Source organism: Ancylobacter sp. FA202 (genome assembly GCF_000380205.1).
GTDB lineage: Bacteria > Pseudomonadota > Alphaproteobacteria > Rhizobiales > Xanthobacteraceae > Ancylobacter.
Map to the genome: position 1 here is coordinate 1,434,137 of NZ_KB904818.1, position 22,838 is coordinate 1,456,974.

Here is a 22,838-nt window from a genome sequence, read left to right on the forward strand (position 1 = left end):
CCCCGGCGCCACGGGCGGCGGCGTGCCTGGGCTCTGCCGAAGACGAGCCGGGGCGCCCCCGGAGCGGCATCGCCGTCCGGGCTGGCGCTCGGGCAAGCGGCGGCGAATCAGAAGTCGCGCAGCAGCCGTTCCAGATAGTCCAGCTCAAGGCGCGGTCGATCGGGCTCGCCGAAGCGGCGGCGCAGTTCCTCCAGCACGCGGCGGGCGCGCTGCATGTCGATCTCTTCCGGAACCTTCACCGTATTGTCGTCGCCATAGTCGCGTGAGCGCATCGGCCGGCCGAGCGGGTCGGTGCGCTCGGCGGTCTGGCCGGAAGGGCCGCCGGGTCCTTCGCCGCCGGGCTGGCCCTGCTGCTGCATCGCCTCGGCCATCTGCTGGGCGCCGCGGCGCAGCGCCTGCAGCGCCTCGCTCTGCGCATCGACCGCGCCGGTGCCGTCGCCCTCGCCCAGCGCCTGCTCGGCCTCGCGCATCGCCTGCTCGGCCTGGGCGAAGCCGCCCTCGCCCGGCATGCCCTGGCCTTGGCCCTGCCCTTGGCCCTGCCCTTGCCCTTGGCCTTGGCCCTGCCCCTGGCCGCGACCCTGGCCCTGTTGTCCTTGCTGACCCTGGCCTTGCTGACCCTGGCCCTGCTGACCTTCGCCTTGTTGGCCCTGCTGTCCCTGCTGTCCCTGCTGTCCCTGCTGGCCTTGTTCGCGCATGGCCTGCTGCATCTTCTCGCGCAGCTGGCGCAGCTGCTCGCGCAGTTGCTCCTGGTTCTGCTTCAGCTCGTTGAACGCCTGGTCCTGCTGGCCCTCGCGGCCTTCCTTGAAGGTGCGGTCGCGCAGCTGCTGCTGCCGGCGGATCATGTCGCCGAGCTGGTCCATCGACTGGGACATCTGGCTCTGGCCCTGCTGGCGCTGCTGCTGCCGGCCGGCCTGCAGGCCGTTCAGCATGTTCTGCAGCTCGCTCAGCATCTGCCGGGCCGCGTCGCGGGCGCCGTTCTTCGCCATGTCCTCGATGCGGTCGAGCATCTTCTGCAGGTCCTGCGGGCGGACCGTGCGGGTGTTAGGGTCGGCCGGCTGGTTGTCGGCGCGGTTCGGGTTGCGCTGCGCCTCCTGCGCGAGCGCTTTCATAAACTCGTTCATCGCCTCGCGCAGTTCCTGCGCCAGCTTCTGGATCTCCTCGTCCGGAGCATTGTTCTCCAGCGCGTTCTGCAGCGCCTGCTGGGCGTCGCGCAGCCGCTTCTCGACATCGGAGAGGTCACCATCCTCGATGCGGACCGCCACTTCCCAGAGATAGTCGACCACGCCGCGCAGATCCTCGTCGCTGCGGGCATTGGCAAGCCGGAACGAGGCGGTGCGCAGGCCCATATAGTGCGAGGGATCGGGGGTGAACACATCAGGCGCGATCGACAGCGCGTCGAGCCCCGCCTGCACCCGTTCGCGCGTATTGACGTCGAGCGCCAACAGCCGCCGCTCGTCGATCAGCGCCCGCGCCAGCGGGTTGGAGAAGCTGCGCTGCGGCAGTGTGAGGCTGCGCGGCTTTGACTGGCCGACATTGCCGGCCTGGTCGCGCACCACCAGAACCATCTCCACCCGGCTGCCCGCCCACGGGTTCTCGGTGAAGTCCTTGGTCGTCTGCCCGCTCGCCACCTTGGAGCGGCCGCCGACCAGCGGCAGCGGGAAGTTCGGCGCCTCGACCAGCGGGCGGGGCTCGGCGGGCTTCGGCGCGTTCTTCAGCGCGTGCAGCGGTGGGGGCGGCGGCAGGGCGGTGAAGCGCGCCTCGGCGCCGGCGATGCCGTAATCGTCCTCGGCCTTGTAGCTTAGCGCCAGCGCGTTGGTGCCCGAGGCCTGCGGCTCCTTGGTCAGTTCGATGGTCGGCGGGTTGTCCGGCTGGGCGCGGAAATGCCAGGAGACGAAGCGCCCGTCCGGCCCCTCGATCCGGGCCGTGCCATCGCTGGCGATGACGAAGCGCCGCTCATCGCCGCTGGCGGCGGCTGGCGCAGGGTTGGTCGCCGGCGCCGCAGCTCCGGTTGCGGCCGGGGTTTCGCTCTCCTTCGGCGGCGCGGCGGCGATGCCGCCCTGCGTCACCAGCTTGGCGTCGTCCAGCCCGATAATCCGCACCACCAGCTCGCTGCCGGCCGGCACGGTCATCGCGCTCGCCTCATAGGTCGCGCCCGCCTCCGGCGGGGCGGCCGCCGTGCCCTGCGCCACCTCTTGCGAGCGCAGGCCCGGCAGCATGATCGGCGCGCGGCCGGTATAGCCGGGCGGCGTCACCCAGGCATCGACGCGGTAGGGCTTGGGCGGCACCAGCTCGGCCCAGTCGAAGGCGGCGGCGATGCGGCGCAGATGGTCGCCCGGCACCATGAAGAAGGTGGCGATCACCCCGAGCAGCACCAGCGCCCGCAGCGCCTGCCCGTCCTTGGCGGCGACGCCCGGTGCCGGCAGGCCGACGCGCAGGCTGCCGATCTGCGCCGACATCCGCGCCAGATGCGCCCGCCACAGCGCGGCGCCGACCGGATCGTCGGGCTTGGAGGCGAGATGGTCGGAAAGGGCTGTGGCCGGCCGGTGCGGCAGGTGGCTCTCGCGGTCGAGCCGCGCCAGCGCCTCGCTGGCCGAAGGCGGCCGGATGCGCAGCGCCGGCACCAGCGCCAGGGCGAACAGGGCGGCGAAGAGCACAAGGCCGATGATGCGGCCATAGGGCGGCAGCGACAGCCAGAGGCCGAGCCAGGAGGCGATGAGAAACAGGCCGAGCGCGGCGCCGAGCGCGACCATGGCGGGCCAGACGCGCTCCCACAGCAGCACGCCCCAGGCCCGCTGCAGCGCGGCGCCCATGAGGCGCCCGGCAGAACTGCTTTGCCCGCCGGCCCGGCGCTCGCCGGCGCGTGCCATCTCGGCGCGCACGCCAGCGGCCGCTGCCGGGCGGCCCTCGCCTTCCATACCTTCCGGTGTTGCCGTCACGCGGCTGACCTCCGACGCTCTCAGGTCCACACCAGCCCCAGCGTCACCTTAACATGGGCGATCCGGCGCGCCAGCCCTGCCGCTGGAACGGGCACGCTCAACCCATCATCACCGCGTGAGAACGCGCCGGCGGCACAGAAGGCGGCAGCGAGCGCGGTGGGCTCAGGCCAGCCAGCCGGGAATCCGGTCGAGCGCGATGAGTTCGTCGACCTCGACGCGCGGCCGCACAATCGCGAATTCGCCACCCCTGGCCAGCACTTCCGGGATCAGCGGGCGCGTATTGTAGGTGGAGGCCTGCACCGCGCCATAGGCGCCGGCGGTCATCACCGCGATGAGATCGCCGGCCTTCAGCCCGGGCAGCCGCCGCCCCAGCGCCAGGAAATCGCCGGATTCGCACACCGGCCCGACCACATCCGCGACCATCTGCCCCTCTCCGGGCACCGCCTCGCGCACGGGCAAAATTTCGTGATGGGCGTCGTAGAGCGTCGGGCGGATGAGATCGTTCATCGCCGCGTCGACGATGACGAAGTGCTTGCCCTCGCCTTCCTTCACATAGAGCACCCGGGTGACGAGGATGCCGGCATTGGCCACCAGCATGCGCCCGACCTCGAAGACGAGCCCGAGGCCGAGATTATGCGTGTGCCGCTTCACCAGCGCCGCATAGGCGGAAGGCAGCGGCGGCTCGGCCTCGCCGGCGACATAGGGAACGCCGAGCCCGCCGCCGAGGTCGAGATGGGTCAGCGGGTGCCCGTCCGCCATCAGGTCGCGGGCAAGTTCCACCAGCAGCGCGGTGGCGTTGTCGAACGGGCCGAGATCGGTGATCTGGCTGCCGATATGCATGTCGACGCCGGTGATGCGCAGCCCTGGCAGGGCGGCGGCGTGGCGATAGACCTCGCGCGCCCGCGACACCGGAATGCCGAACTTGTTGTCCGACTTGCCGGTGGAAATCTTGTGGTGGGTCTTGGCGTCGACGTCCGGATTGACGCGGATCGAGATCGGCGCGGCGACCCCGTGGCTCACCGCCACTTCCGAGAGGGTCAGCAGTTCCGGCTCGCTCTCCACATTGAAGCACATGATGCCGGCATCGAGCGCCGCCGCCATTTCCTCGCGCGTCTTGCCGACGCCGGAGAACACGATCTTGCGCGGCTCGACACCGGCCGCCAGCGCCCGCTTCAATTCGCCGCCGGAGACGATGTCGGCCCCCGCGCCCAGCTTGGCGAAGGTGCGGATCACCGCCTGGTTGGAATTAGCCTTCACCGCGTAGCACAGCGTGGTGCGCATGTCGGCGAAGGCCTCGGTGAACACCCGGTGGTGCCGCTCCAGCGTCGCGGTGGAATAGGCATAGAAGGGAGTGCCGACCGCGCGCGCGATGTCGACAAGGCTTACATCCTCGGCGTGGAGGATGCCGTCACGATAGGCGAAATGATGCATGGCGCTTCGGTGGTCAGAGCAGGCCGTCGAGGATGAAAGGCGTCTTCGGCTTCACCAGGCCGGTATCCTTCGGCACCTTGCCGTCCGGGCCGGGCTGAGCCTGCGGCGAGTTCGGCGGCGGCTCCAGCGGGCCTTTCACGCCGCAGCCACCCAGCGCCAGCGCGCCACCGAGCGCGAGCGAAAGAGCGAAGGTGCGGCACAGGCGGGAGAGAGCGCGGGACAAGGAGGCTTCCTCGGCTGGGTCGGATCGGGTTCAGGCGCAACCTATAACGGCGCTTGCGGAAAGGCGAGGCCCGCCGCGCAGGCTTCTGCCCCGAGGGCTGGCGTCGTGTCTAGGAGTCGAAGCTGGCGATGACGGGCACATGGTCGGAAGGCCGTTCCCAGCCCCGCGCCTCGCGCAGCACGGTGAGCGCCCGGGCGGTGGGGGCCAGCGCCGGGGTCGCCCACACATGGTCGAGCCGCCGGCCGCGATTGGAAGCGGCCCAGTCGGCGGCGCGGTAGCTCCACCAGGTGTAGAGCTTCTCCTGCGGCGGGATGAAGGTGCGCATCACATCCACCCAGTTCCCCGCCGCCTGCAGCTTCGCCAGCTTGTCGACCTCAACAGGCGTATGGCTGACCACGTCGAGAAGCTGCTTGTGGCTCCACACATCGGCCTCCAGCGGGGCGATGTTGAGATCGCCCACCAGCACCGAGCGCGCCATGGGGTCCTGCGGGTGCAGGTGCTCCCAGGCGGTCGCCTCGTCGAGAAAGGCGAGCTTGTGGCGGAACTTCTCGTTCACCTCAGGGTCGGGAACGTCGCCGCCGGCCGGAATGTAGAAATTATGGATGGTCAGCGGCGCGGTGAGCCCCGCCTCGCGGCCCAGTACCACCGAAATGTGGCGCGCATCGCCCATGTCGCAGAAGCCCTGCCGGCTCACCGCCTCGAAGGGCCGCTTCGAGAGGATGGCGACGCCGTGATAGCCCTTCTGGCCATGGATGGCGGCGTGGGGATAGCCGAACTTGGCCGCTTCCTTCAGCGGAAAGCGGTCGTCCGGCGTCTTGGTCTCCTGCAGGCAGATGACGTCCGGCTGGTGTTCCTCGGCGAGCTTGGCGACGAGGCCGATGCGCAGGCGCACCGAATTGATGTTCCAGGTGGCGATGGAGAGCGGCAAAGCGGGGGAACCTTCGCGGGGCGGGAATCGGCCGCGACACTAGAGCATGTTCCGCCGAAGGTGAACGGCAGGCCGCTCGTGTCCCGGCCAAGCGTAGCCGCAGGCGGAGCGCCGCGCCGGGACCCAGCGCAAGAACCCGCCGAAGGCACCCCATGGAAAGCGGTTCAGTTCAGCCCAAGAGGCTTGAGCCGAAGAGTCTAACGCTAGGTCCCGGATCGGCGCCGCGCGCGGCGCGGCTTGTCCGGGACACGGGTTTCGCCCCCCTCAATTCCGGTTGATGACGAACAGCATCGGGTCCGGCCGCTGCGAGGTGTCGAGATTGGAGACCGCGACCGTGGTGTCGTAGCCCTGCGGGTCGGTGACGGTCCACTGCTTCAGCTGCATGGTCTTGGCGTCGAACATGATCATCAGCCGGTAGGTGCCGACCATGGGCTGCTTTTCCTCGATCACCACCGTGGCGAAGATGTCATCCTGGTAGACGCCGGTCACGTTTGCGTTGCGGGCGAGGTTGAAGTTTTCCGACAGCAGGAAGCGCAGCGGGGTGGCGGAAAGCGGGGAAATGTCCTGCGTCTTCAGCTTCTTGTCGCGCACCGCCACCGAGCGCCCGTCCGCCACCAGCTCGATCCGGCTCGGCGCCTCATACTCGAACAGCACCCGGCCCGGCTTCAGGATGTAGAACTGGCCCTGCTGGCGGTCGCCATTGGGATCGACCTGCACGAAATCGCCGATCATCGTCTTGAAGCTGTTGAAATAATCGTTGATGCGCTGGACCGTCTCATTGGCCGCGCGCTGGTTCGCCGCAGCGGCGACCTGAATGTCGGGATTGGCGGCGGGAGCCGCGGTCGCGGCCGCCGAGGCGGCGGCGGGGCCTGCCTGGGCGGTGCGCATCAGCGCCGCCGGCTTCTTCGGCGGCACCGGCACGAAGGAGGGCGACACCTCCGCCAGCGCAAGCCCTGCGGGCAGGAACACCGCCGGCAGGAGCAGGAGGGCGGCGGCGCAGATACGGAACATGGGGCGCATGGGGCAAATCTCGCTGGAGCACGTCTCGCGGGGCGCACGTCTGGCTGGGCGCGCGGCGCGAAAGCGACCGGGGGCGCATGTCGGTGTCGATGCAGCGGGTAGCGCGCCGCTGTGGCGATCCTGTGGCCCCGACGCTGCGTCAGGGGTCGACGGGCGGAAGGTGGGAGAGGCCGTCATCGGCTCAATAGCCCTCCCCGCCGCCCTCGACGAGAATCTCGCGCTTGCCGGCATGGTTGGCCGGGCCGACCAGCCCCTCGCGCTCCATCCGCTCGACCAGCGAGGCAGCGCGGTTATAACCGATCTGCAGCCGGCGCTGGATGTAGGAGGTGGAGCACTTCTTGTCGCGCAGCACCACCGCCACCGCTTGGCTGTAGAGATCGCCACCCTCCTCGCCGCCCATGCCGCTCTTGTCGAAGACGGCGCCGTCCTCGCCCTCGCTGTCGAGATCGACCGTCACCGCGTCGAGATAATCGGGGGCGCCCTGCGCCTTCAGGTGCTCGACCACCCGCTCGACCTCCTGGTCGGAGACGAAGGGGCCGTGGACGCGGGAAATCCGCCCGCCGCCGGCCATGTAGAGCATGTCGCCCTGGCCCAGCAGCTGCTCGGCGCCCATCTCGCCGAGAATGGTGCGGCTGTCGATCTTCGAGGTCACCTGGAAGGAAATCCGGGTCGGGAAGTTCGCCTTGATGGTGCCGGTGATGACGTCCACGCTCGGCCGCTGGGTCGCCATGATGAGGTGGATGCCGGCGGCGCGGGCCATCTGGGCGAGACGCTGGATCGCGCCCTCAATGTCCTTGCCGGCCACCATCATCAGGTCGGCCATCTCATCGACCACCACCACGATATAGGGGATGGGCGAGAGGTCCATTTCCTCGCGCTCATAGATCGCCTCGCCCGTCTCCTTGTCGAAGCCGGTCTGCACGGTGCGCACGATCTGCTCGCCCTTGACCTGCGCCTCGGCGATACGGGCATTGAAGCCGTCAATGCTGCGCACGCCGACCTTCGACATCTTGCGGTAGCGCTCCTCCATCTCGCGCACCGCCCATTTCAGCGCCACCACCGCCTTCTTCGGATCGGTGACGACGGGGGTGAGCAGATGCGGGATGCCGTCATAGGTCGACAGCTCAAGCATCTTCGGGTCGATCATGATCAAGCGGCACTGTTCCGGTCGCAGCCGGTACAGCAGGCTGAGGATCATGGTGTTGATCGCCACCGACTTGCCCGAACCTGTCGTGCCGGCGACCAAGAGATGCGGCATGCGGGCGAGATCGACGATGACAGGCTCGCCGCCAATGGTCTTGCCGAGCGCGATGGCGAGCTTGTGCGCCGCCTCGCCGAAGTCCCGCGCGGCGAGGATTTCGCGCAGCAGCACCTTGTCGCGCTTGGGGTTCGGCAGCTCGATGCCAATGGCGTTCTTGCCGGGAATCACCGCCACGCGGGCGGAAATCGCGCTCATCGAGCGGGCGATGTCGTCGGCGAGGCCGATGACGCGGCTCGACTTGATGCCGGGCGCCGGCTCCAGCTCATAGAGCGTCACGACAGGGCCGGGGCGGGAATTGACGATGGCGCCGCGCACGCCGAAATCGTCGAGCACGCCTTCAAGATCGCGGGCGTTCTGCTCCAGCGCCTCGCGCGAGAGCGCCGGCCCGCTGCGCGGCGGTGGCGGCGCCAGCAGGTCGAGCCCGGGCAGGGCATAGCGTCGGCGCTGTTCCTCCAGCGCGGCACGCCCGCCGCGAATCGAGCGCAGCGGCGGCGGGCGCTTGGCCGCGCGCGGCGCCGGGGCTGGTGGCGGCGGCGCGAAATCCTCGTCGAGCGCGTCGGGCAGGTCATCGTCGGCGCTCTCGAAGCCGGCGACATCCTCCTCGTCGTCAAACGCCTCGCGCCGGCCGAAGCTCGGCTCGTGCCGGCCACTGCGCAGGGCGGCAAGGTCGTCCTCCTCCGCCCCGCCAAAGCCGACGCTCTCGCGCAGCCGCTCCGACAGGGCGCGCGCGGGGCGGGGCGGGCGGGCGCGACGCCCGCCACCGGGCGCCAGCCGCGCCTTCAGCGACAGCGCGGCGTGGGTCATCATGCCGAGCAGGAAGGCCAGCCAGCCCGGCTCGTCATCCTCGAAGCCGGCGGGGGCGCGGCGCGCCTCGTCCGGGTCCTCCTCCGGGTCGGCGCGCAGGCCGAACCCGACCGCCAGCGGCAGGGTGAGCGCCGCGCCAATCAGGCAGACGATACCCACCACCGCATAATCGGCGCTGGTCAGCCAGCTGCTGCGCAGCGCGCCCGGCACCGCCAGCACGAACTCGCCCAGCACGCCGCCCAGCCCGCTCGGCAGCGGCCAGCCGCCAAAGCGTGGCAGGCAGGCGGCGAAGCCGGCCGCGAACACGATGCCGACCACCAGCGCGATCAGCCGCGCCCGCAGCCGGCCGGGATGGCGATGGGTCAGAACGAGCCAGCCCCAGATGCCGACCGGCAGCACCACCGCCAGCGCGGCGACGCCGAACAGCTGCATCATCACGTCGGCGAACACCGCGCCGGGAACGCTGAGGAGATTGGACGGCGGCGCCGCGCTGGAGCGGCTGAAGCTGGGATCGTCGGCCGACCAGGTGGCCAGCGCCAGCAGCATCAGCACGCACAGGCCCAGCAAGGCGAGGCCGACCAGTTCCGCCGTGCGGCGCGAAAGCACGCCCCGTACCTCTTCCGGCAGGAAGCCGCCCGGCGCGCTCTTGCCCGCCCGGTGGGCCCGCCCGCCGGGGCCGGCCGCGCCGCCCCCCTTGCTGGCGGGGTCGACCCGCGGCCGTGGCCGGGCGGCACGGGATGGGGCGGACTCCAGCCGAGGCGTCCGCATCGATGTCTGCGTCCCCATATCGCGCCCCGTGTCCTTGCCCCGCCTCGCCAAACGCCCCGCCCCGCTCAGGACAGACCGGCCAGAAGGCGCGGCAGCGCCTCCTGCGTCGTCGCCAGATCCTGCACCAGGGCGATGCGCAGATAGTCCGCGCCGGGATTGCGCCCGTCCGCGCCGCTGCGGCAGAGATAGCCGCCCGGCACGGTGCGCAGCCCCTCGCGCCGCCACAAAAGCCGCGCCGCCTCTTCGCCGGCGCTGAACCTGTCGCTGCGCAGCCCGGCGACGTTCAGCCAGAGGAAGAAGCCGCCATCGGGCCGCTGGTAGTCGAAATGCCCGCCCAGCACCGCGTCGGCGAGATCGAACTTCGCCCGGTAGAGGTCGCGCCTCTCATTCACATGCGCCTCGTCGCCCAGCGCGGCGATGCCCACCCATTGCAGCGGCTCGGGCACCTGCGGCGCGGCGACATTGCGGAAATCGGCGAAGGCCTCGATGAAGTGCGCCTCGCCGGCGCAGAAGCCGCAGCGCAGCCCCGGCAGGCTGGAGCGCTTCGACAGCGAGTTGAACGCCACCACACCGCCAAAGTCGGGACCGGCCACTTCAAGAATGCCGGTCGGCGGCGCCTCGCCCAGCCAGATCTCGGAATAGCATTCGTCGGCGAACACCATCACCTCATGCGCCCGGCACAGCGTCACCAGGCGCTCCAGATAGGCGCGCGGGGCGATGGTGCCCTGCGGGTTGGCCGGCGAGGCGAAATAGAGCGCCACCGAACGGTCGAGCAGATCAGGCGTCAGCGCGTCGAGGTCGGGCAGCCAGCCGCCACCCGCCGGCAGAGGCAGGTCGACGCTCTCGCAGCCGGCGGCCTCCGCTCCCGCGCCATAGGCGGCATAGAACGGGTTGGGCAGCAGCACCGTCGGCGCGCGGGCGCCGATGCGGGCGTGCTTGCGCGGCGAGAGCAGCCGGCGCGCCATCAGAGCGGCGAAGAACAGCCCCTCGCGCGAACCATTGAGCACCAGCACCTCGCGCTCGGGGTCGGGGGCACGCGCCAGCGCGTAGCGGCGGGCGAACCAGTCGCTGGCGGCGCGGCGGAATTCCGGCAGGCCCTTGCCGGCGGGATAGCGGCCGAAGCCGTCGAGATGGCCGGCCAGCACCTCGCCGACAAAGCCCGGCATGGCATGGCGCGGCTCCCCGACCGCGAGACTCAGCGCCGGCTTGCCCGGGGCGAGGTCGGCGAGCAGCTCGGTCAGCCGCACAAAGGGCGAGCGCGCCGCCGGCCCGGGATCGGGCACGGCGGCCGCCGGGGTCGCGACGGCGGCGGGAGAGAGGGCGTCAGGCACGGGGATCGTCTCGCCTCGGCCACGGAATGCGGCCTCGTGCGGCAGCATAGCCCCGCTGCGGTAAAGGCGTTCTTAACCATGCGCGCATGAGGACGCCGCATAACGGCCCTTGCGCGCGCAGAAGGCGCGCGGTCAGAGCCGCGCCCGCGCATCGTGCCGGGCGAGACGGGACGGTAGGTCGTCGACTTCCCCGCGCACCACCGCCGCCCGCCTCTTCTGCTCGGCTCACATCCGCGATCCGCGAAAATCGGCGCTCCGGCGCCCTTGATTGTACGCCGCGAGGACGATCGCGGCCTGAAACGGCCGGTCAGCCGCCGACGGGCGGCCCCACCTTGATGGTCAGCGTGCCGAGAGTCTCGATGCTGCCGACCATGACATTGCCGGGCAGCACCGGGCCGACGCCGCTCGGCGTGCCGGTCATGATGATGTCGCCGGCTTCCAGCGAAAAATAGCGCGACAGGGTCGCGATGATTTCCGGGGTCCGCCAGATCATCAGGCTGAGATCGGAATCCTGCCGCGTCACGCCGTCGACCTCCAGCCGGATGCGCCCGCTGGCGGGATGGCCGACCTGCGCGACGGGATAGACCGGCCCACACGGCGCGGAATGGTCGAACGACTTCTTCAGCTCCCAGGGCAAGCGCGGCCCCATCGGGGTGTCGATCAGCGAGCGGCGCGTCATGTCGAGGCAGATGCCATAGCCGAAGACGTGCGACAGCGCCTCTTCCGGGGGAATGTTGTAGCCGCCCGACTTCATGACCGCCATCAGCTCCAGCTCGAAGTGGAAATCGTCGGTCATCGGCGGGTAGGGCATGGTCTCGCCGTCCTGGACCACCGAATCCGTCGGTTTCTGGAAGATCAGCGGGAAGTCGCGGCTCTCGTCCCCGCCCATTTCCCGGACATGGGCAACATAGTTCCGACCGACGCAGTAGATCCGCCGCACCGGAAATCGTTCGGCGGAGCCGACGATCGGCAGCGTCGGTTGAACGGGCGCGGGGACAGCAAGCTTCGCGGCATCGGTCATTTTCGGGTCCGTAGGCAGGTGTGGGATGCGGCGAAGATAGGCAGGAACGCGGTCCTGTCCATAAAAATCTGCATATTTATTGTCGTGAGAGATAAACATGCTTTTTGATTGACGAAAGAAATTGATAATGCATCCTTTCCGCGTGCATCAAAAACGAGGGGAGCACGACGTGATGAAGCGCAGGCATTTCATGGCAGCACTCGCTGGGATATCGCTCGCCTTTGCGGCGCCCCAGCTGCGCGCCGAGGAGCTCAAGGATCTCACCGTCGTGTTCCCGAGCCCCGGCGGGCTTGGCTATTTCGCCTTCTACAACGCGATCGGAGAGGGCTATTTCGCCGAGGAGAACATCAAGGTCGCCCCGCGCAGCGTCAACGGCTCGGCGCAGGCGATCCAGGCTCTGCTGGCCGGACAGGCCCAGCTGGCGCACCCGGGCCCCGGCCCGCTGCTGAACGCCCGCGCCCGCGGCGAGGATCTGGTCTACATCTACAATTACTTCACCCGCAGCCAGTTCAACCTCGTCGTTCCCGAGGAATCCCCCTTCGAGAAGCCAAGCGACCTCAAGGGCAAGGTGATCGGCGTCGGCACGGCGGACGGTGCCGAGGTCGCCTTCGTGCGCTCGATCTTCGATGCGCAGGGCATGAAGGAAGGCCGGGACTACACCTTCCTCACCGTGGGCGAGGGCGGCATGGCGGTCGCTGGCTTCATGCAGAAATCCATCGATGCCTATGCCTCCGACACCGCCGGCGCGGCGACGCTGAGCCTGCGCGGCGTCAAGCTGCGCTCGCTCACCCCGCCGGAATTCCAGGCCTTCTTCGGCAATGGCTATGTCGTCACCCGCCCCTATCTCGAGGCGAACCGGGAGACGCTGGAAGGCTTTGGCCGCGCGCTGGTGAAGGGCACCAAATTCGGCATCGACCCCGCCAACCGTGCCGCCACGCTGAAGCATGCGCGGCTGGGCAACCCGCAGCAGCTGGAAAACGCCAAATTCGCCGATGCGCTGCTGGATGTGTATTTCCGGCTGACAGCGCCGCTCGATCCGGCCAAGGGCTATGGCTACAACAACCCGGAGGGCTGGGAGATGTGGCAGAAGACGCTGGTGGCGTCCGGCGACCTCAAGCAGCCGCTGGACGACCTCTCCAGGGCCTATTCCAACGATTTCATCGCCAGCTGGAATGCCGCTCGATGACCTCGCCTGTCCTGGCGGAACCGGACGGACGCTCCGCCCGGCCGGTCTATGAACTCGCCAATGTCTGCAAATATTACGGCGAGCGCGGCGTCGTGGCGCTGGAGGGGGTGGACCTCACCCTGCGCGAGGGCGAATTCCATTCGGTCATCGGCTCCAGCGGCTGCGGCAAGTCCACCTTGCTGAAGATCATGGCCGGCCTGACCCCGCCCTCGAAAGGCAGGGTCATGCTGGCCGGCAAGCCTGTGCTCGGCGCGCGGCCCGATATCGGCATGATGTTCCAGCAGGCAACGCTGTTTCCCTGGCGCACGACGGTGCAGAACATTCTTCTGCCGGTGGAGGTGCGCGAGGGCCGCGCGGCGGCGGAGGCGGCGCGGGCGCGGGCCTATGGGCTGCTCGAACTGGTCGGGCTGAAGGGGTTCGAGAACACCTATCCCTCCCAGCTCTCCGGCGGCATGGCCCAGCGCGCCGCGATCTGCCGCATGCTGATCGCCGAGCCGAATGTGCTGCTGCTCGACGAGCCGTTCAGCGCGCTCGACGAAATCACCCGCGACTTCATGAACATGGAGCTGCAGCGCGTCTGCCTCGAACGCAACGCCTCGGCTTTTCTGGTGACGCATTCGATCTCGGAGGCGGTGATCCTGTCGGATGTCGTCCATGTGATGTCCGCCCGCCCGGGCCGGGTGGTGCGGAGCATCCGGATCGACCTGCCGCGGCCGCGCACGCTCGACATGGTCGTCCTGCCGACCTTCGGCGCGCATGTCAGCGAGATACGCCATCTTCTCGATACCGGAGCGCTGCCGTGAGCCAGCCCGTACAGACGCGCGCCCCCGAGGCCACTGAGCCTGCCCTGCCCGATACCGTCTGGGCGGAGAAGGTCTCCTGGGTATCGCTGGTGCCGCGCTGGGTGTCGATGGCCGGGCTGCTGGTGGTGTTCCTGGCGCTCTGGCAGATCGTCACCTCGGCCGGCATCGTCTCCCAGCTCATCCTGCCCTCGCCGCTCGACACGATCGTCGATCTCGGCTTCGTCGGCCGGAACCTGTTCTCGGGCGACTACATGCTGGCCGCCTTCTGGGTCACGGCGCGCGAAGTGTTCTGGGGCTTCATGCTGGCGCTGGCGATCGGGGTCACGCTGGGCGTGCTGGTGGGCGAGACCTCGTTCGGGGAGCGGGCGGTGATGCCCTATATCGTCGCGGTCGACACCATGCCCAAGCTCGCCTTCGCGCCGCTTTTCGTCGCCTGGCTCGGCTTCGGCATCATGTCCAAGGTGGCGCTGGCGGCCTTCATCTCGGTTTTCCCGATCATTGTCGGCACGGCGGCCGGGCTGCACGCGACGGACGAGAATGCGCGGATGCTGTTCAGGAGCATCGGCGCCTCGCGGCTGCAGACGCTGGTCAAGCTGAAGATTCCCTCGGGCCTGCCGCATTTCTTCACCGGCCTGAAGATCGCCGCCATCAGCGTCGTCTCGGGCGCCATCGCCGGCGAGTTTCTCGGCGGCGGGCAAGGGTTCGGCGAGCTGATCCGGGTCGCGGCTTCCCAGCTCGACACCCCGCGCGTCTTCTCGCTTATCATTTATCTCAGCGTGCTGGGGCTGGTGATGTTCGGCACGGTTTCCTGGCTGCAGTATAAGCTCGTCTTCTGGCAGCGCACGCCCGTCACGGGCACGAGGAAAGCGTCGCAGTGAGGCGAGGAGAGCCGGGAGCGGGCATGGCCAAGAGTACCGAAAAGACCACCCTGTCGACCACCGTCTACCAGAAGTTGCGCTCCGACATCATCGACGGCGCCTTCCGGCCGGGCGAGAAGCTGCGGATCGAGCCGCTCGGCGCGCTGTACAGCGTCGGCAGCAATGCGGTGCGCGAGGCGCTGTCGCGGCTATCCTCCGAGCGGCTTGTCGACCGGCACGAGCAGCGCGGTTTCTCGGTGCCCACCATCGCGCTCGACGACTGGCGGGTGCTGGGGCGCACGCGGTGCTGGCTGGAGACACGAGCGCTGGAGGAATCCATGCGCAACCGCAGCGACGCCTGGGAGGAAGCCATCGTCGTCGCCTTCCACCGCCTGTCGCGCTACCGCTCGGACAGCGCCGCGGACCTGTCGGCATGGGGCACCGCGCACCGCAATTTCCACCGGGCGCTGCTGGCCAATTGCGGCTCGCCCTGGATGCTCGAATTCTGCGACATCCTTGCCGACCACGCCAACCGCTACGTCTCCATCGCCAACGCCTATCGCAAGGTGCCGCGCAACGGCCAGGCCGAGCATGAGGTGCTGATGAAGGCGACGCTGCACGGCACGCCGGAAGAGGCCTGCGCGCTGCTGGTGGAGCACTACACGCGCACGCTGCACACCATCGAAGAACTGTTCAACCGCGATTCCTTCGCCTCCCTGCTGGCCGATCCGCCCGCCGGCGAGCTGGAAGAGCTCTCCTGAAAGTCTGCCGATGAAATTCCCGATCGAGCCGCTCTACGCCTCGCGCCGTTCGCCCGTGCTGGCGCGCAACATGGTGGCCACCTCGCACCCGCTGGCGACGGAGGCGGGCCTTGCCATGCTGCGCCAGGGCGGCAACGCCCTCGATGCCGCGCTCGCGGCGGCAATCGTGCTCGTTGTCGTCGAGCCCACCGGCAACGGCCTCGGCTCGGATGCGTTTTGCATCCTGTGGGACGGAAGGGAACTGCACGGCCTCAACGCCTCCGGCCGCTCGCCCGCCGGCTGGACGCCCGAGCGCTTCAAGGGCCAGGGCACGATGCCGATGCGGGGTTGGGAGAGCGTGACCGTTCCGGGCGCGGTCTCCGCCTGGGTCGATCTCTCCGCCCGGTTCGGCAAGCTGCCCTTCGAGACCCTGTTCGAGCCGGCCATCGACTACGCCGCGCGCGGCTTTCACGTCTCCCCGGTCATTGGCGAGCAGTGGCGCCGGGGCGCCGAACTGCTCCACGCCCAGCCGGGCTTCGCCGAGGCGTTCATGCCGGGCGGGCGGGCGCCGCGCGCGGGCGAACTGTTCCGCTCCGAGGCGCTGGCCAACAGCCTGCGCCTGATCGCCCGCAGCCGGGGCGAGGCCTTCTACCACGGCGAACTCGCGCAGAAGATCGAGGCCTTCGCCGCCGCCCATGGCGCGGTGCTGACCGCCGCCGATCTCGCCGCCCATCGCAATGACTGGTGCGGCACCCTCGCCCAGGAATTCGGCACGGCCGCGCTGCACGAAATCCCGCCCAACGGCCAGGGCATCGCCGCGCTGATGGCGCTCGGCATGCTCGGCGAAACCGAGATCGCCACGCTCGTCCCCGACAGCGCCGAGGCGCTTCACCTGCAGATCGAGGCGATGAAGCTCGCCTTCATGGATGTCGGGGCCTTCGTCTCGGACCCGCGCTACATGCGCGAGGTCGACGCCGCGCATCTGCTCGACCCCGCCTATCTCGCCGCGCGCGCGCGGCTGATCGACCGCGACCGGGCGACCGATTTCTCCACCGGGGCGCCGACACAGGGCGGCACGGTCTGCCTCGCCACCGGCGACGCCGACGGCATGATGGTGTCCTATATCCAGTCGAACTATTCCGGCTTCGGCTCCGGCGTCGTGGTGCCGGGCACCGGCATCAGCCTGCAGAATCGCGGCTTCGGCTTCACCACCGAGGCCGGCCATCCCAATGAGGTCGGGCCGTCCAAGCGCCCGTTCCACACCATCATCCCCGGCTTCGTGATGGACGAGGCGGGGCCGGTCATGGCGTTCGGGCTGATGGGCGGCCCGATGCAGGCGCAGGGCCATCTGCAGATGATGCTGCGCACCCAGCTCTGGCGGCAGGACCCGCAAACCGCCTCCGACGCGCCGCGCTGGCGGGTGCTGGCGGGGCTTGACCTCGCGCTGGAGAGCAGCATGAACGAGGCGGCCGTGCAGGGGCTGATCCGACGTGGCCACAAGGTGGTGCTGGAGGCGCCCGATGCCAGCTTCGGCTTTGGTGGCGCGCAGCTGGTCCAGCGCATCGAGGGCGGCTACGCCGGCGGCTCGGATTCGCGCAAGGACGGGCACGCCGCCGGCTTTTAGAGCCCGCCGATCAGCGTGCCGCGCAGGCTGACCGCATGACGCGCTCTCGCGCGTGACGTGCCGCATGACGTGCTCTCGCGCGTGACGTGAGAGCACGCGCCGGATAAGGCGCGGCCCCTCCACCGCGCATCCCCTGCTGTCAAACCCAAAGAAAAGGCCCCGGTGGACGCCGGGGCCTTGAGGCAGCGGGAGGCTGCGGAACGGGGAACCTGCGGTCAGGCCCGGGAGAGAACGGCACCAAGGGAGGCGCCGCTCCTCTCAGGATCGACGCGCGGGGCAGGCCCGCGCGCCGGATCGAAGCCGAGGCCCGATCAGCTGTGATAGGCGCGCTCGCCGTGCTCGACGATGTCGAGGCCCTCGCGCTCCTTCTCCACCGACGGACGCAGGCCGACGAGGACATTGACGATGTAGTACAGGATCGCCGAGACGACGCCGCCCCACACCAGGGTCATCGCCACCGCCTGGAACTGCACCCAGACCTGATGGCCCATCGCGTAATCGGCGATGCCGGGGCCGCCAAGGGCGGGGGCGACGACGATGCCGGTGCCGAGAGCGCCGACAATGCCGCCCACGCCATGGACGCCGAACACGTCGAGGCTGTCGTCATAGCCCAGCGCGTTCTTGATGGTGGTGCAGAAGAAGAAGCAGATGATCGAGGCGACGAAGCCGAGCACGATCGCGCCGAGCGGACCCGAGAGGCCGGCGGCCGGGGTGATGGCGACGAGGCCGGCCACCATGCCGGAGATCGCGCCGAGCATGGAGGGCTTGCCCTTGGCCAGCCACTCGATGAGCGTCCAGCCGACGATGGCGCCGGCGGTGGCGACGAAGGTGTTCATCACGGCGAGCGTGGTGCCGGCATTGGCTTCGAGGTTGGAGCCGGCATTGAAGCCGAACCAGCCGACCCACAGGACGCTGGCGCCGACCATGGCGAAGGGCAGCGAGTGGGGAGGCATCAGTTCCTTGCCGTAGCCAGTGCGCTTGCCGATGATGATGCAGCCCACCAGGCCGGCGATGCCGGCATTGATGTGCACCACCGTGCCGCCGGCGAAGTCCAGCGCGCCCATGGCGAACAGATAGCCTTCCGAGAACCACACCATGTGGGCGATCGGGTAATAGACGAACGTCACCCAGAGGATGCTGAACAGCACGATGGCCGAGAACTTCATGCGCTCGGCGAAGGCGCCGATGATCAGCGCGGGGGTGATGGCCGAGAAGGTCATCTGGAACACGATGAAGATGTATTCCGGGATCTTGACGTTGGCCGAGAAGGTGTCGGCCAGGCTCTCCGTGGTCACGCCGGCGAGGAAGGCCTTGTCGAAGCCGCCGATGAAGGCGTTGCCGGAGGTGAAGGCGAGCGAGTAGCCGTAGAACACCCAGATCAGCATCATCACAGCGGCGATCACCGTGACCTGCATCAGCACGGAGAGCATGTTCTTGGCGCGCACGAGGCCGCCATAGAACAGCGCTAGGCCCGGCACGGTCATGAACAGCACGAGGATGGAGGAAACCATCATCCAGGTGACGTCACCCTTGTCCACGGTGGCAACGACCGCGGCGGCGGCCTCGGCGGTGGCTTCCGCGCCGGTGGCCGGGTTGTCCTGGGCGAAAGCGGCGGCCGCGAACAGCGCCGTCGTCGCCAGCGCAGGCAGGCCCGCGCGTATCCAATTCTTGGTCGTCATGGGTTCAATGCTCCGTCGCAATCGGAAAATATCGGGATCAGTGTCGCGGGCTTAGAGCGCGTCGGCGTCGGTTTCGCCGGTGCGGATCCGCACGGCCTGGTCGATCGCGTAGACGAAGATCTTGCCGTCGCCGATCTGGCCGGTCTTGGCCGAAGTGGTAATCGCGTCGATGACCTTGGAAACCTGATCGGAAGGCACGGCGACCTCGATCTTGAGCTTCGGCAGGAAGCTCACCGCGTATTCCGCGCCGCGGTAGATCTCGGTGTGGCCCTTCTGCCGGCCATATCCCTTGACCTCCGTGACGGTCAGTCCGTGCACACCAATGCCAGTGAGCGCATCCCGGACTTCCTCAAGCTTGAAAGGCTTGATGATAGCCATGACGATCTTCATGGTTCGTGTCCCCGCTTGGCCCCGAACCGCTGGCGGGGTTCTGGGCGTTTCATGTCGGACTCGGCCAGGCTGATTCCTTCAACCTTCCGGTCAAGCCGCGAAGAGAGAATCAATTCGCGTGCCAACCGAGATGAATCAACGCTTTCGCTGCAAATGCCCGCCCCGCGCGTGGCCCGGCGCGGCGCACGCGGGCGCTGCGTTCGGCCGGTGCGACACGGCCCGCTTGCTCAATTCTTGATCGCGACGATGACCCATCCTGAGTCACCGCCGCATAATCGCCATATGAAGACTAATTTTTAGGCAGATGCCTGCGCAGCAGGCGGCCCGGCCGGCCGCATCGGCCGGATCAGCCCTTCCTGCGCCACCGAGGCCACCAGCTGCCCGGCGCGGTCATAAATCAGCCCGCGGGCAAGGCCGCGCGCGCCGGCGGCGCTGGGGCTGTCCTGCGCGTAAAGCAGCCAGTCATCGGCGCGGAACGGCCGGTGCAGCCAAAGCGCGTGGTCGAGGCTGGCGACCTGAAGGCTCTCGCCGAGCACGCTGGTGCCGTGCAGCGCCGTCGTCGCCTCCAGCAGCGTCATGTCGCTGGCATAGGCGAGCACGGCGCGGTGCAGGCCTTCCTCGTCGGGCAGCGCCCCGCTGGCGCGGAACCACACCGCCCGGCGCGGCGTCGCCACCGTCTCGCCGAGGCCGACCGGCTTCAGCTCGATCGGGCGCGGCCGCTGCCAATAGGCCAGCACCGGCGCCGGCAGCCGGGCCCGCACCTCGGCGGAGAGTTCGCCGATGCCCGGCACCTCTTCCGGCGGCGGCACCACCATGTCGAGGTCGAGCTGGTGCTCCAGCCCGGGCTCCTCGCGATGGAACGAGACCGACATGATGAAGATCGGCCGCCCGTGCTGGATCGCCACCGTCCGCCGTGTGGCGAAGCTGCGCCCGTCCCGCACCCGCTCGACGTCATAGATAATTGGCACGTTCGGGTCGCCGGCGAGCAGGAAATAGGCATGCATGGAATGGGCGCCCGCGCCGTCCACCGTGCGCTGCGCCGCCACCAGCGCCTGCGCCAGCACCTGCCCGCCGAACACGCGCGAGCGGAACGGCCAGGATTCCGGCGGGTTGTCGCCCCGGAAGAGATTGTCCTCCAGCCGCTCCAGATCGAGCAGGGCGACGAGTTCGGCGGCGCTGTTGGTCATGGGCGGGCGGCTCCTCATCGGAACGGGTCGGCGGACAGTGCGGCGGCGGGCAGCGAGACGGGCGGATATGGCGGGGCGTCACCCCGGCGCATTGTCCGGGGTGCCTAGCTAAGGCATAGGAGGGAGCGCGCACAATGCGCGGATGGTCGAGAGCGGAGGCGGCACGCCATGCAGCAAGCCATGCAACGGGACCAGCGATATGACGCGGTGATGGCCGGCGGCGGGCTCGCCGGGCTTTCCCTCGCCTTGGCGTTGCGGCAGGGGCTGGGAGACAGCGCCCGCCTCGCCATCGCCGATCCCGCCTTCGCCGCGCCCCGGCCCTCAAGCACGGATTTGCGCGCCTCCGCCATCGCTGCCGGCGCCCGCCGCCTGTTCGAGGCGCTGGGCGTGTGGGAGCGGGTGGAAGCGGAAGCCCAGCCGATCCTCGCCATGGAAATCACCGATTCCAAGCTCGGCGACGCCGCCCGCCCGGTGTTCCTGTCCTTTGACGGCGAGGTGGAGCCGGGCGAGCCCTTCGCCCATATGCTGCCCAATGCGGTGCTGCAGGACGCGATGACCGAGCTGGCGCGCGAACGCGGCATCGCGCTGCTGCCGACCCGCATCGCCGGCTTCACCCCGGGCCCGGCGCGCACCGCGCTGCGCCTTGCCGACGGCACGGAAGCCGCCGCCGCTCTGCTCGCCGCCTGCGATGGCGGCCGCTCGAAGCTGCGGGCGCTGGCCGGCATCGGCGTCACCGGCTGGCCCTACCACCAGTCCGCCATCGTGTTGACGGTCGGCCATCAGCGCCCGCACGAGGGCAAGGCGATCGAGCATTTCCTGCCCGCCGGGCCCTTCGCCATGCTGCCGCTCACCGGCAATCGCTGCTCCATCGTCTGGACCGAATCCACCGAGGCCGCCGCGCGCCTGCTCAAGCTGCCCCGCGTGCTGCTGCAGGACGAGCTGGAACAGCGCTTCGGGCTGGAGCTGGGCGAGATCGAGATCCTGGACGAGCCGAAGGCGTTTCCGCTCGGCTTCCAGATGGCGCGTTCCTTCATCGGTGAGCGCCTGGCGCTGGTGGGCGATGCCGCCCACACCATCCACCCCATTGCCGGGCAGGGCATCAATATGGGCCTGCGCGACGTGGCGGCGCTGGCCGAGGCGATCACCGACGCCGCCCGGCTCGGCCTCGACATTGGCGGGCCAGACGTGCTGGAGCGCTACCAGCGCTGGCGCCGCTTCGACACGCTGGCCATGGGCGCAGCCACCGACGGGCTGAACCGGCTGTTCGGCCTGCGCTCGGACGCGGTGCGGCTGGTGCGCGATGTCGGGCTCGGCCTGGTGGAGCGGATGCCTGCCCTGAAGGGCTTCTTCATCCGCGACGCCGCCGGCATTGGCGGGAAGTCCCCCCGCCTGCTGCGCGGCGAAGCGCTGTAGAGCGTTTTCGAGCGAAGTGGATACCGGTTCGCGTGAAGAAAACGCGACAAAACAAAGAATTAGATCATTTCACCGTTTCCACGAAACAGTGAAATGATCTAGGCGCCTACCGCGCCGCCTCTTCCTCGGTCAGGGTGCGCGCCTCGTCGGCGAGCAGGATCGGGATGCCGTCGCGAATCGGGTAGGCCAGACGTGCGGCGCGCGACACCAGCTCATGCGCCGCCCGATCATAGTCCAGCGGGCCCTTGGTGACGGGGCAGACCAGGAGTTCGAGCAGCTTCGGGTCGATCTCATAGCCCGAGCGCGCGGCGGGAAATTCGGGGGTGGTGGCCATGGGCAGGGTTCTCTCGATCTACGCGAACGACGGAAACGTATTCCGGCTATATAGCGCAGCAAGCTGACATTCTCACGTCGTCGCCTCTCACCCGCCAGCCGCACGGACCGATGGACTCTCCCGCGCTCGATCTCGCCCAGGAACCGCGCCTTGATGGCGAAACCTTGCAGCAATGGGTGTTTCGCCGGCTGCGGCGCTCGGTCATGGCCGGCCGTTTCCCGCCCGGCAAGGCGGTGACGATCCGCGGGCTGGCGGACGCGCTCGGCGTCTCCTCCATGCCGGTGCGCGAGGCGCTGCGCCGGCTGGTGGCCGAGCGGGCGCTGGTGCTGCTCGACAATCGCCGCGCCCGGGTGCCTGAGATGACCGCCCGCCGCTTCGAGGAACTGATGACAGCGCGCACCTTGCTGGAATGCGAGGCCGCCGCCCGCGCGCTGGCGGTGGCCGACGCCGCCTTCATCGCCCGTCTCGACGCGCTCAATGCCGATTCCGATGCCGCCGTGGCGGCCGGCGATACCGAGGCGATGATCGAGACCAACCTCGCCTTCCATGGCGCGCTCTATGGCAGCCGGGCGGACAATGTGCTGCTGCCGCTGATCGAATCGGTCTGGCTGCAGATCGGCCCGTTCATGCGGATGGCACTGGCCGACTTGGAGACCCATTACCCCGTGGACCGCCACGCGCAGGCCCTCGCCGCCCTGCGGGCGCGCGACGAAGCGGCGCTGCGCCGCGCCATCGAGGCCGACATCCGCGACGGCATCGGCCATCTGCTGGCGCAGCTGGGCTAGGCCTGCTCGCCCCACCGGCTCGCCCCACCCCAACACACCGTCATGCTCGGGCCTGACCCCGGCATCCACGACTTTGAAAACGTGTGCAGGCGGAAAGACGGGGATCCCCGGGTCAAG

The 22,838-nt window shown here is 69.2% G+C and carries 19 protein-coding genes; 7 read left to right on the plus strand and 12 right to left on the minus strand.

Annotation, left to right across the window (positions count from 1 at the left end):
* Positions 1-107 precede the first annotated feature (107 nt).
* The 8 genes from A3M1_RS0106495 to A3M1_RS0106530 all read right to left on the minus strand — a co-directional run bounded on the left by A3M1_RS0106495 (position 108) and on the right by A3M1_RS0106530 (position 11,723).
* Positions 108-2,915 (minus strand): TIGR02302 family protein, encoded by a 2,808-nt coding sequence (locus A3M1_RS0106495; RefSeq protein WP_018388146.1) that lies wholly within the window; start codon positions 2,913-2,915, stop codon positions 108-110.
* Positions 2,916-3,098: 183 nt separating this feature from the next.
* Entirely contained in the window at positions 3,099-4,367 is a 1,269-nt protein-coding gene (gene lysA / locus A3M1_RS0106500; RefSeq protein ID WP_018388147.1) for a diaminopimelate decarboxylase, read from the minus strand.
* A gap of 13 nt (positions 4,368-4,380) precedes the next feature.
* Positions 4,381-4,590 carry a lipoprotein gene (locus tag A3M1_RS0106505; protein WP_018388148.1) on the minus strand — a complete coding sequence of 70 codons (210 nt, stop codon included), beginning with the start codon at positions 4,588-4,590 and terminating at the stop codon, positions 4,381-4,383.
* A gap of 109 nt (positions 4,591-4,699) precedes the next feature.
* Positions 4,700-5,518, minus strand: a complete 819-nt coding sequence (locus tag A3M1_RS0106510; RefSeq protein WP_018388149.1) for an exodeoxyribonuclease III — start codon at positions 5,516-5,518, stop codon at positions 4,700-4,702.
* A 264-nt stretch (positions 5,519-5,782) separates the two neighbouring features.
* Positions 5,783-6,538: an outer-membrane lipoprotein carrier protein LolA gene (locus A3M1_RS0106515; RefSeq protein WP_018388150.1), complete on the minus strand. Its 756-nt coding sequence runs from the start codon at positions 6,536-6,538 to the stop codon at positions 5,783-5,785.
* A 181-nt stretch (positions 6,539-6,719) separates the two neighbouring features.
* Positions 6,720-9,209 (minus strand): DNA translocase FtsK, encoded by a 2,490-nt coding sequence (locus A3M1_RS0106520; protein WP_018388151.1) that lies wholly within the window; start codon positions 9,207-9,209, stop codon positions 6,720-6,722.
* Positions 9,210-9,436: 227 nt separating this feature from the next.
* On the minus strand, positions 9,437-10,750 hold the full coding sequence (locus A3M1_RS0106525; RefSeq protein WP_018388152.1) for an aminotransferase class I/II-fold pyridoxal phosphate-dependent enzyme: 1,314 nt from the start codon (positions 10,748-10,750) through the stop codon (positions 9,437-9,439).
* A gap of 259 nt (positions 10,751-11,009) precedes the next feature.
* Positions 11,010-11,723: a fumarylacetoacetate hydrolase family protein gene (locus A3M1_RS0106530; RefSeq protein ID WP_018388153.1), complete on the minus strand. Its 714-nt coding sequence runs from the start codon at positions 11,721-11,723 to the stop codon at positions 11,010-11,012.
* A 172-nt stretch (positions 11,724-11,895) separates the two neighbouring features.
* Between A3M1_RS0106530 and A3M1_RS0106535 the strand changes: the two genes are divergently transcribed.
* The 5 genes from A3M1_RS0106535 to A3M1_RS0106555 are packed head-to-tail and all read left to right on the plus strand — an operon-like array spanning position 11,896 to position 16,933.
* On the plus strand, positions 11,896-12,909 hold the full coding sequence (locus tag A3M1_RS0106535) for an ABC transporter substrate-binding protein (protein WP_018388154.1): 1,014 nt from the start codon (positions 11,896-11,898) through the stop codon (positions 12,907-12,909).
* On the plus strand, positions 12,906-13,712 hold the full coding sequence (locus A3M1_RS0106540; protein ID WP_018388155.1) for an ABC transporter ATP-binding protein: 807 nt from the start codon (positions 12,906-12,908) through the stop codon (positions 13,710-13,712). Before A3M1_RS0106535 ends, A3M1_RS0106540 begins: the two co-directional genes overlap by 4 nt.
* Positions 13,709-14,590, plus strand: coding sequence for an ABC transporter permease (locus tag A3M1_RS0106545; RefSeq protein ID WP_018388156.1), 882 nt, complete (start codon positions 13,709-13,711; stop codon positions 14,588-14,590). Before A3M1_RS0106540 ends, A3M1_RS0106545 begins: the two co-directional genes overlap by 4 nt.
* Before the next feature lie 23 nt (positions 14,591-14,613).
* Positions 14,614-15,330: a GntR family transcriptional regulator gene (locus A3M1_RS0106550; protein ID WP_018388157.1), complete on the plus strand. Its 717-nt coding sequence runs from the start codon at positions 14,614-14,616 to the stop codon at positions 15,328-15,330.
* Between the two features lie 10 nt (positions 15,331-15,340).
* Entirely contained in the window at positions 15,341-16,933 is a 1,593-nt protein-coding gene (locus A3M1_RS0106555) for a gamma-glutamyltransferase family protein (protein WP_018388158.1), read from the plus strand.
* A 311-nt stretch (positions 16,934-17,244) separates the two neighbouring features.
* Here the strand turns inward: A3M1_RS0106555 and A3M1_RS0106560 are convergent, their stop codons facing one another.
* The 3 genes from A3M1_RS0106560 to A3M1_RS0106570 all read right to left on the minus strand — a co-directional run bounded on the left by A3M1_RS0106560 (position 17,245) and on the right by A3M1_RS0106570 (position 20,189).
* A complete protein-coding gene (locus tag A3M1_RS0106560) occupies positions 17,245-18,612 on the minus strand; it encodes an ammonium transporter (protein WP_018388159.1) in 1,368 nt (455 codons plus the stop codon).
* 51 nt (positions 18,613-18,663) lie between these two features.
* Positions 18,664-19,002 (minus strand): P-II family nitrogen regulator, encoded by a 339-nt coding sequence (locus tag A3M1_RS0106565; RefSeq protein ID WP_013168191.1) that lies wholly within the window; start codon positions 19,000-19,002, stop codon positions 18,664-18,666.
* A 296-nt stretch (positions 19,003-19,298) separates the two neighbouring features.
* Entirely contained in the window at positions 19,299-20,189 is an 891-nt protein-coding gene (locus A3M1_RS0106570) for an acyl-CoA thioesterase II (protein ID WP_018388160.1), read from the minus strand.
* 168 nt (positions 20,190-20,357) lie between these two features.
* On the opposite strand from A3M1_RS0106570, the gene A3M1_RS0106575 reads away from it, so the two are divergent.
* A complete protein-coding gene (locus tag A3M1_RS0106575) occupies positions 20,358-21,602 on the plus strand; it encodes a ubiquinone biosynthesis hydroxylase (RefSeq protein ID WP_018388161.1) in 1,245 nt (414 codons plus the stop codon).
* A gap of 106 nt (positions 21,603-21,708) precedes the next feature.
* On the opposite strand, the gene A3M1_RS0106580 is transcribed toward A3M1_RS0106575, so the two are convergent.
* Complete coding sequence (locus A3M1_RS0106580; protein ID WP_018388162.1) at positions 21,709-21,936, minus strand: Trm112 family protein; 228 nt, start codon at positions 21,934-21,936, stop codon at positions 21,709-21,711.
* A 110-nt stretch (positions 21,937-22,046) separates the two neighbouring features.
* Here A3M1_RS0106580 and A3M1_RS0106585 point away from each other — a divergent pair, with 110 nt between their 5' ends.
* Positions 22,047-22,721 (plus strand): GntR family transcriptional regulator, encoded by a 675-nt coding sequence (locus A3M1_RS0106585; protein WP_018388163.1) that lies wholly within the window; start codon positions 22,047-22,049, stop codon positions 22,719-22,721.
* The last annotated feature ends 117 nt before the right edge of the window (positions 22,722-22,838 follow it).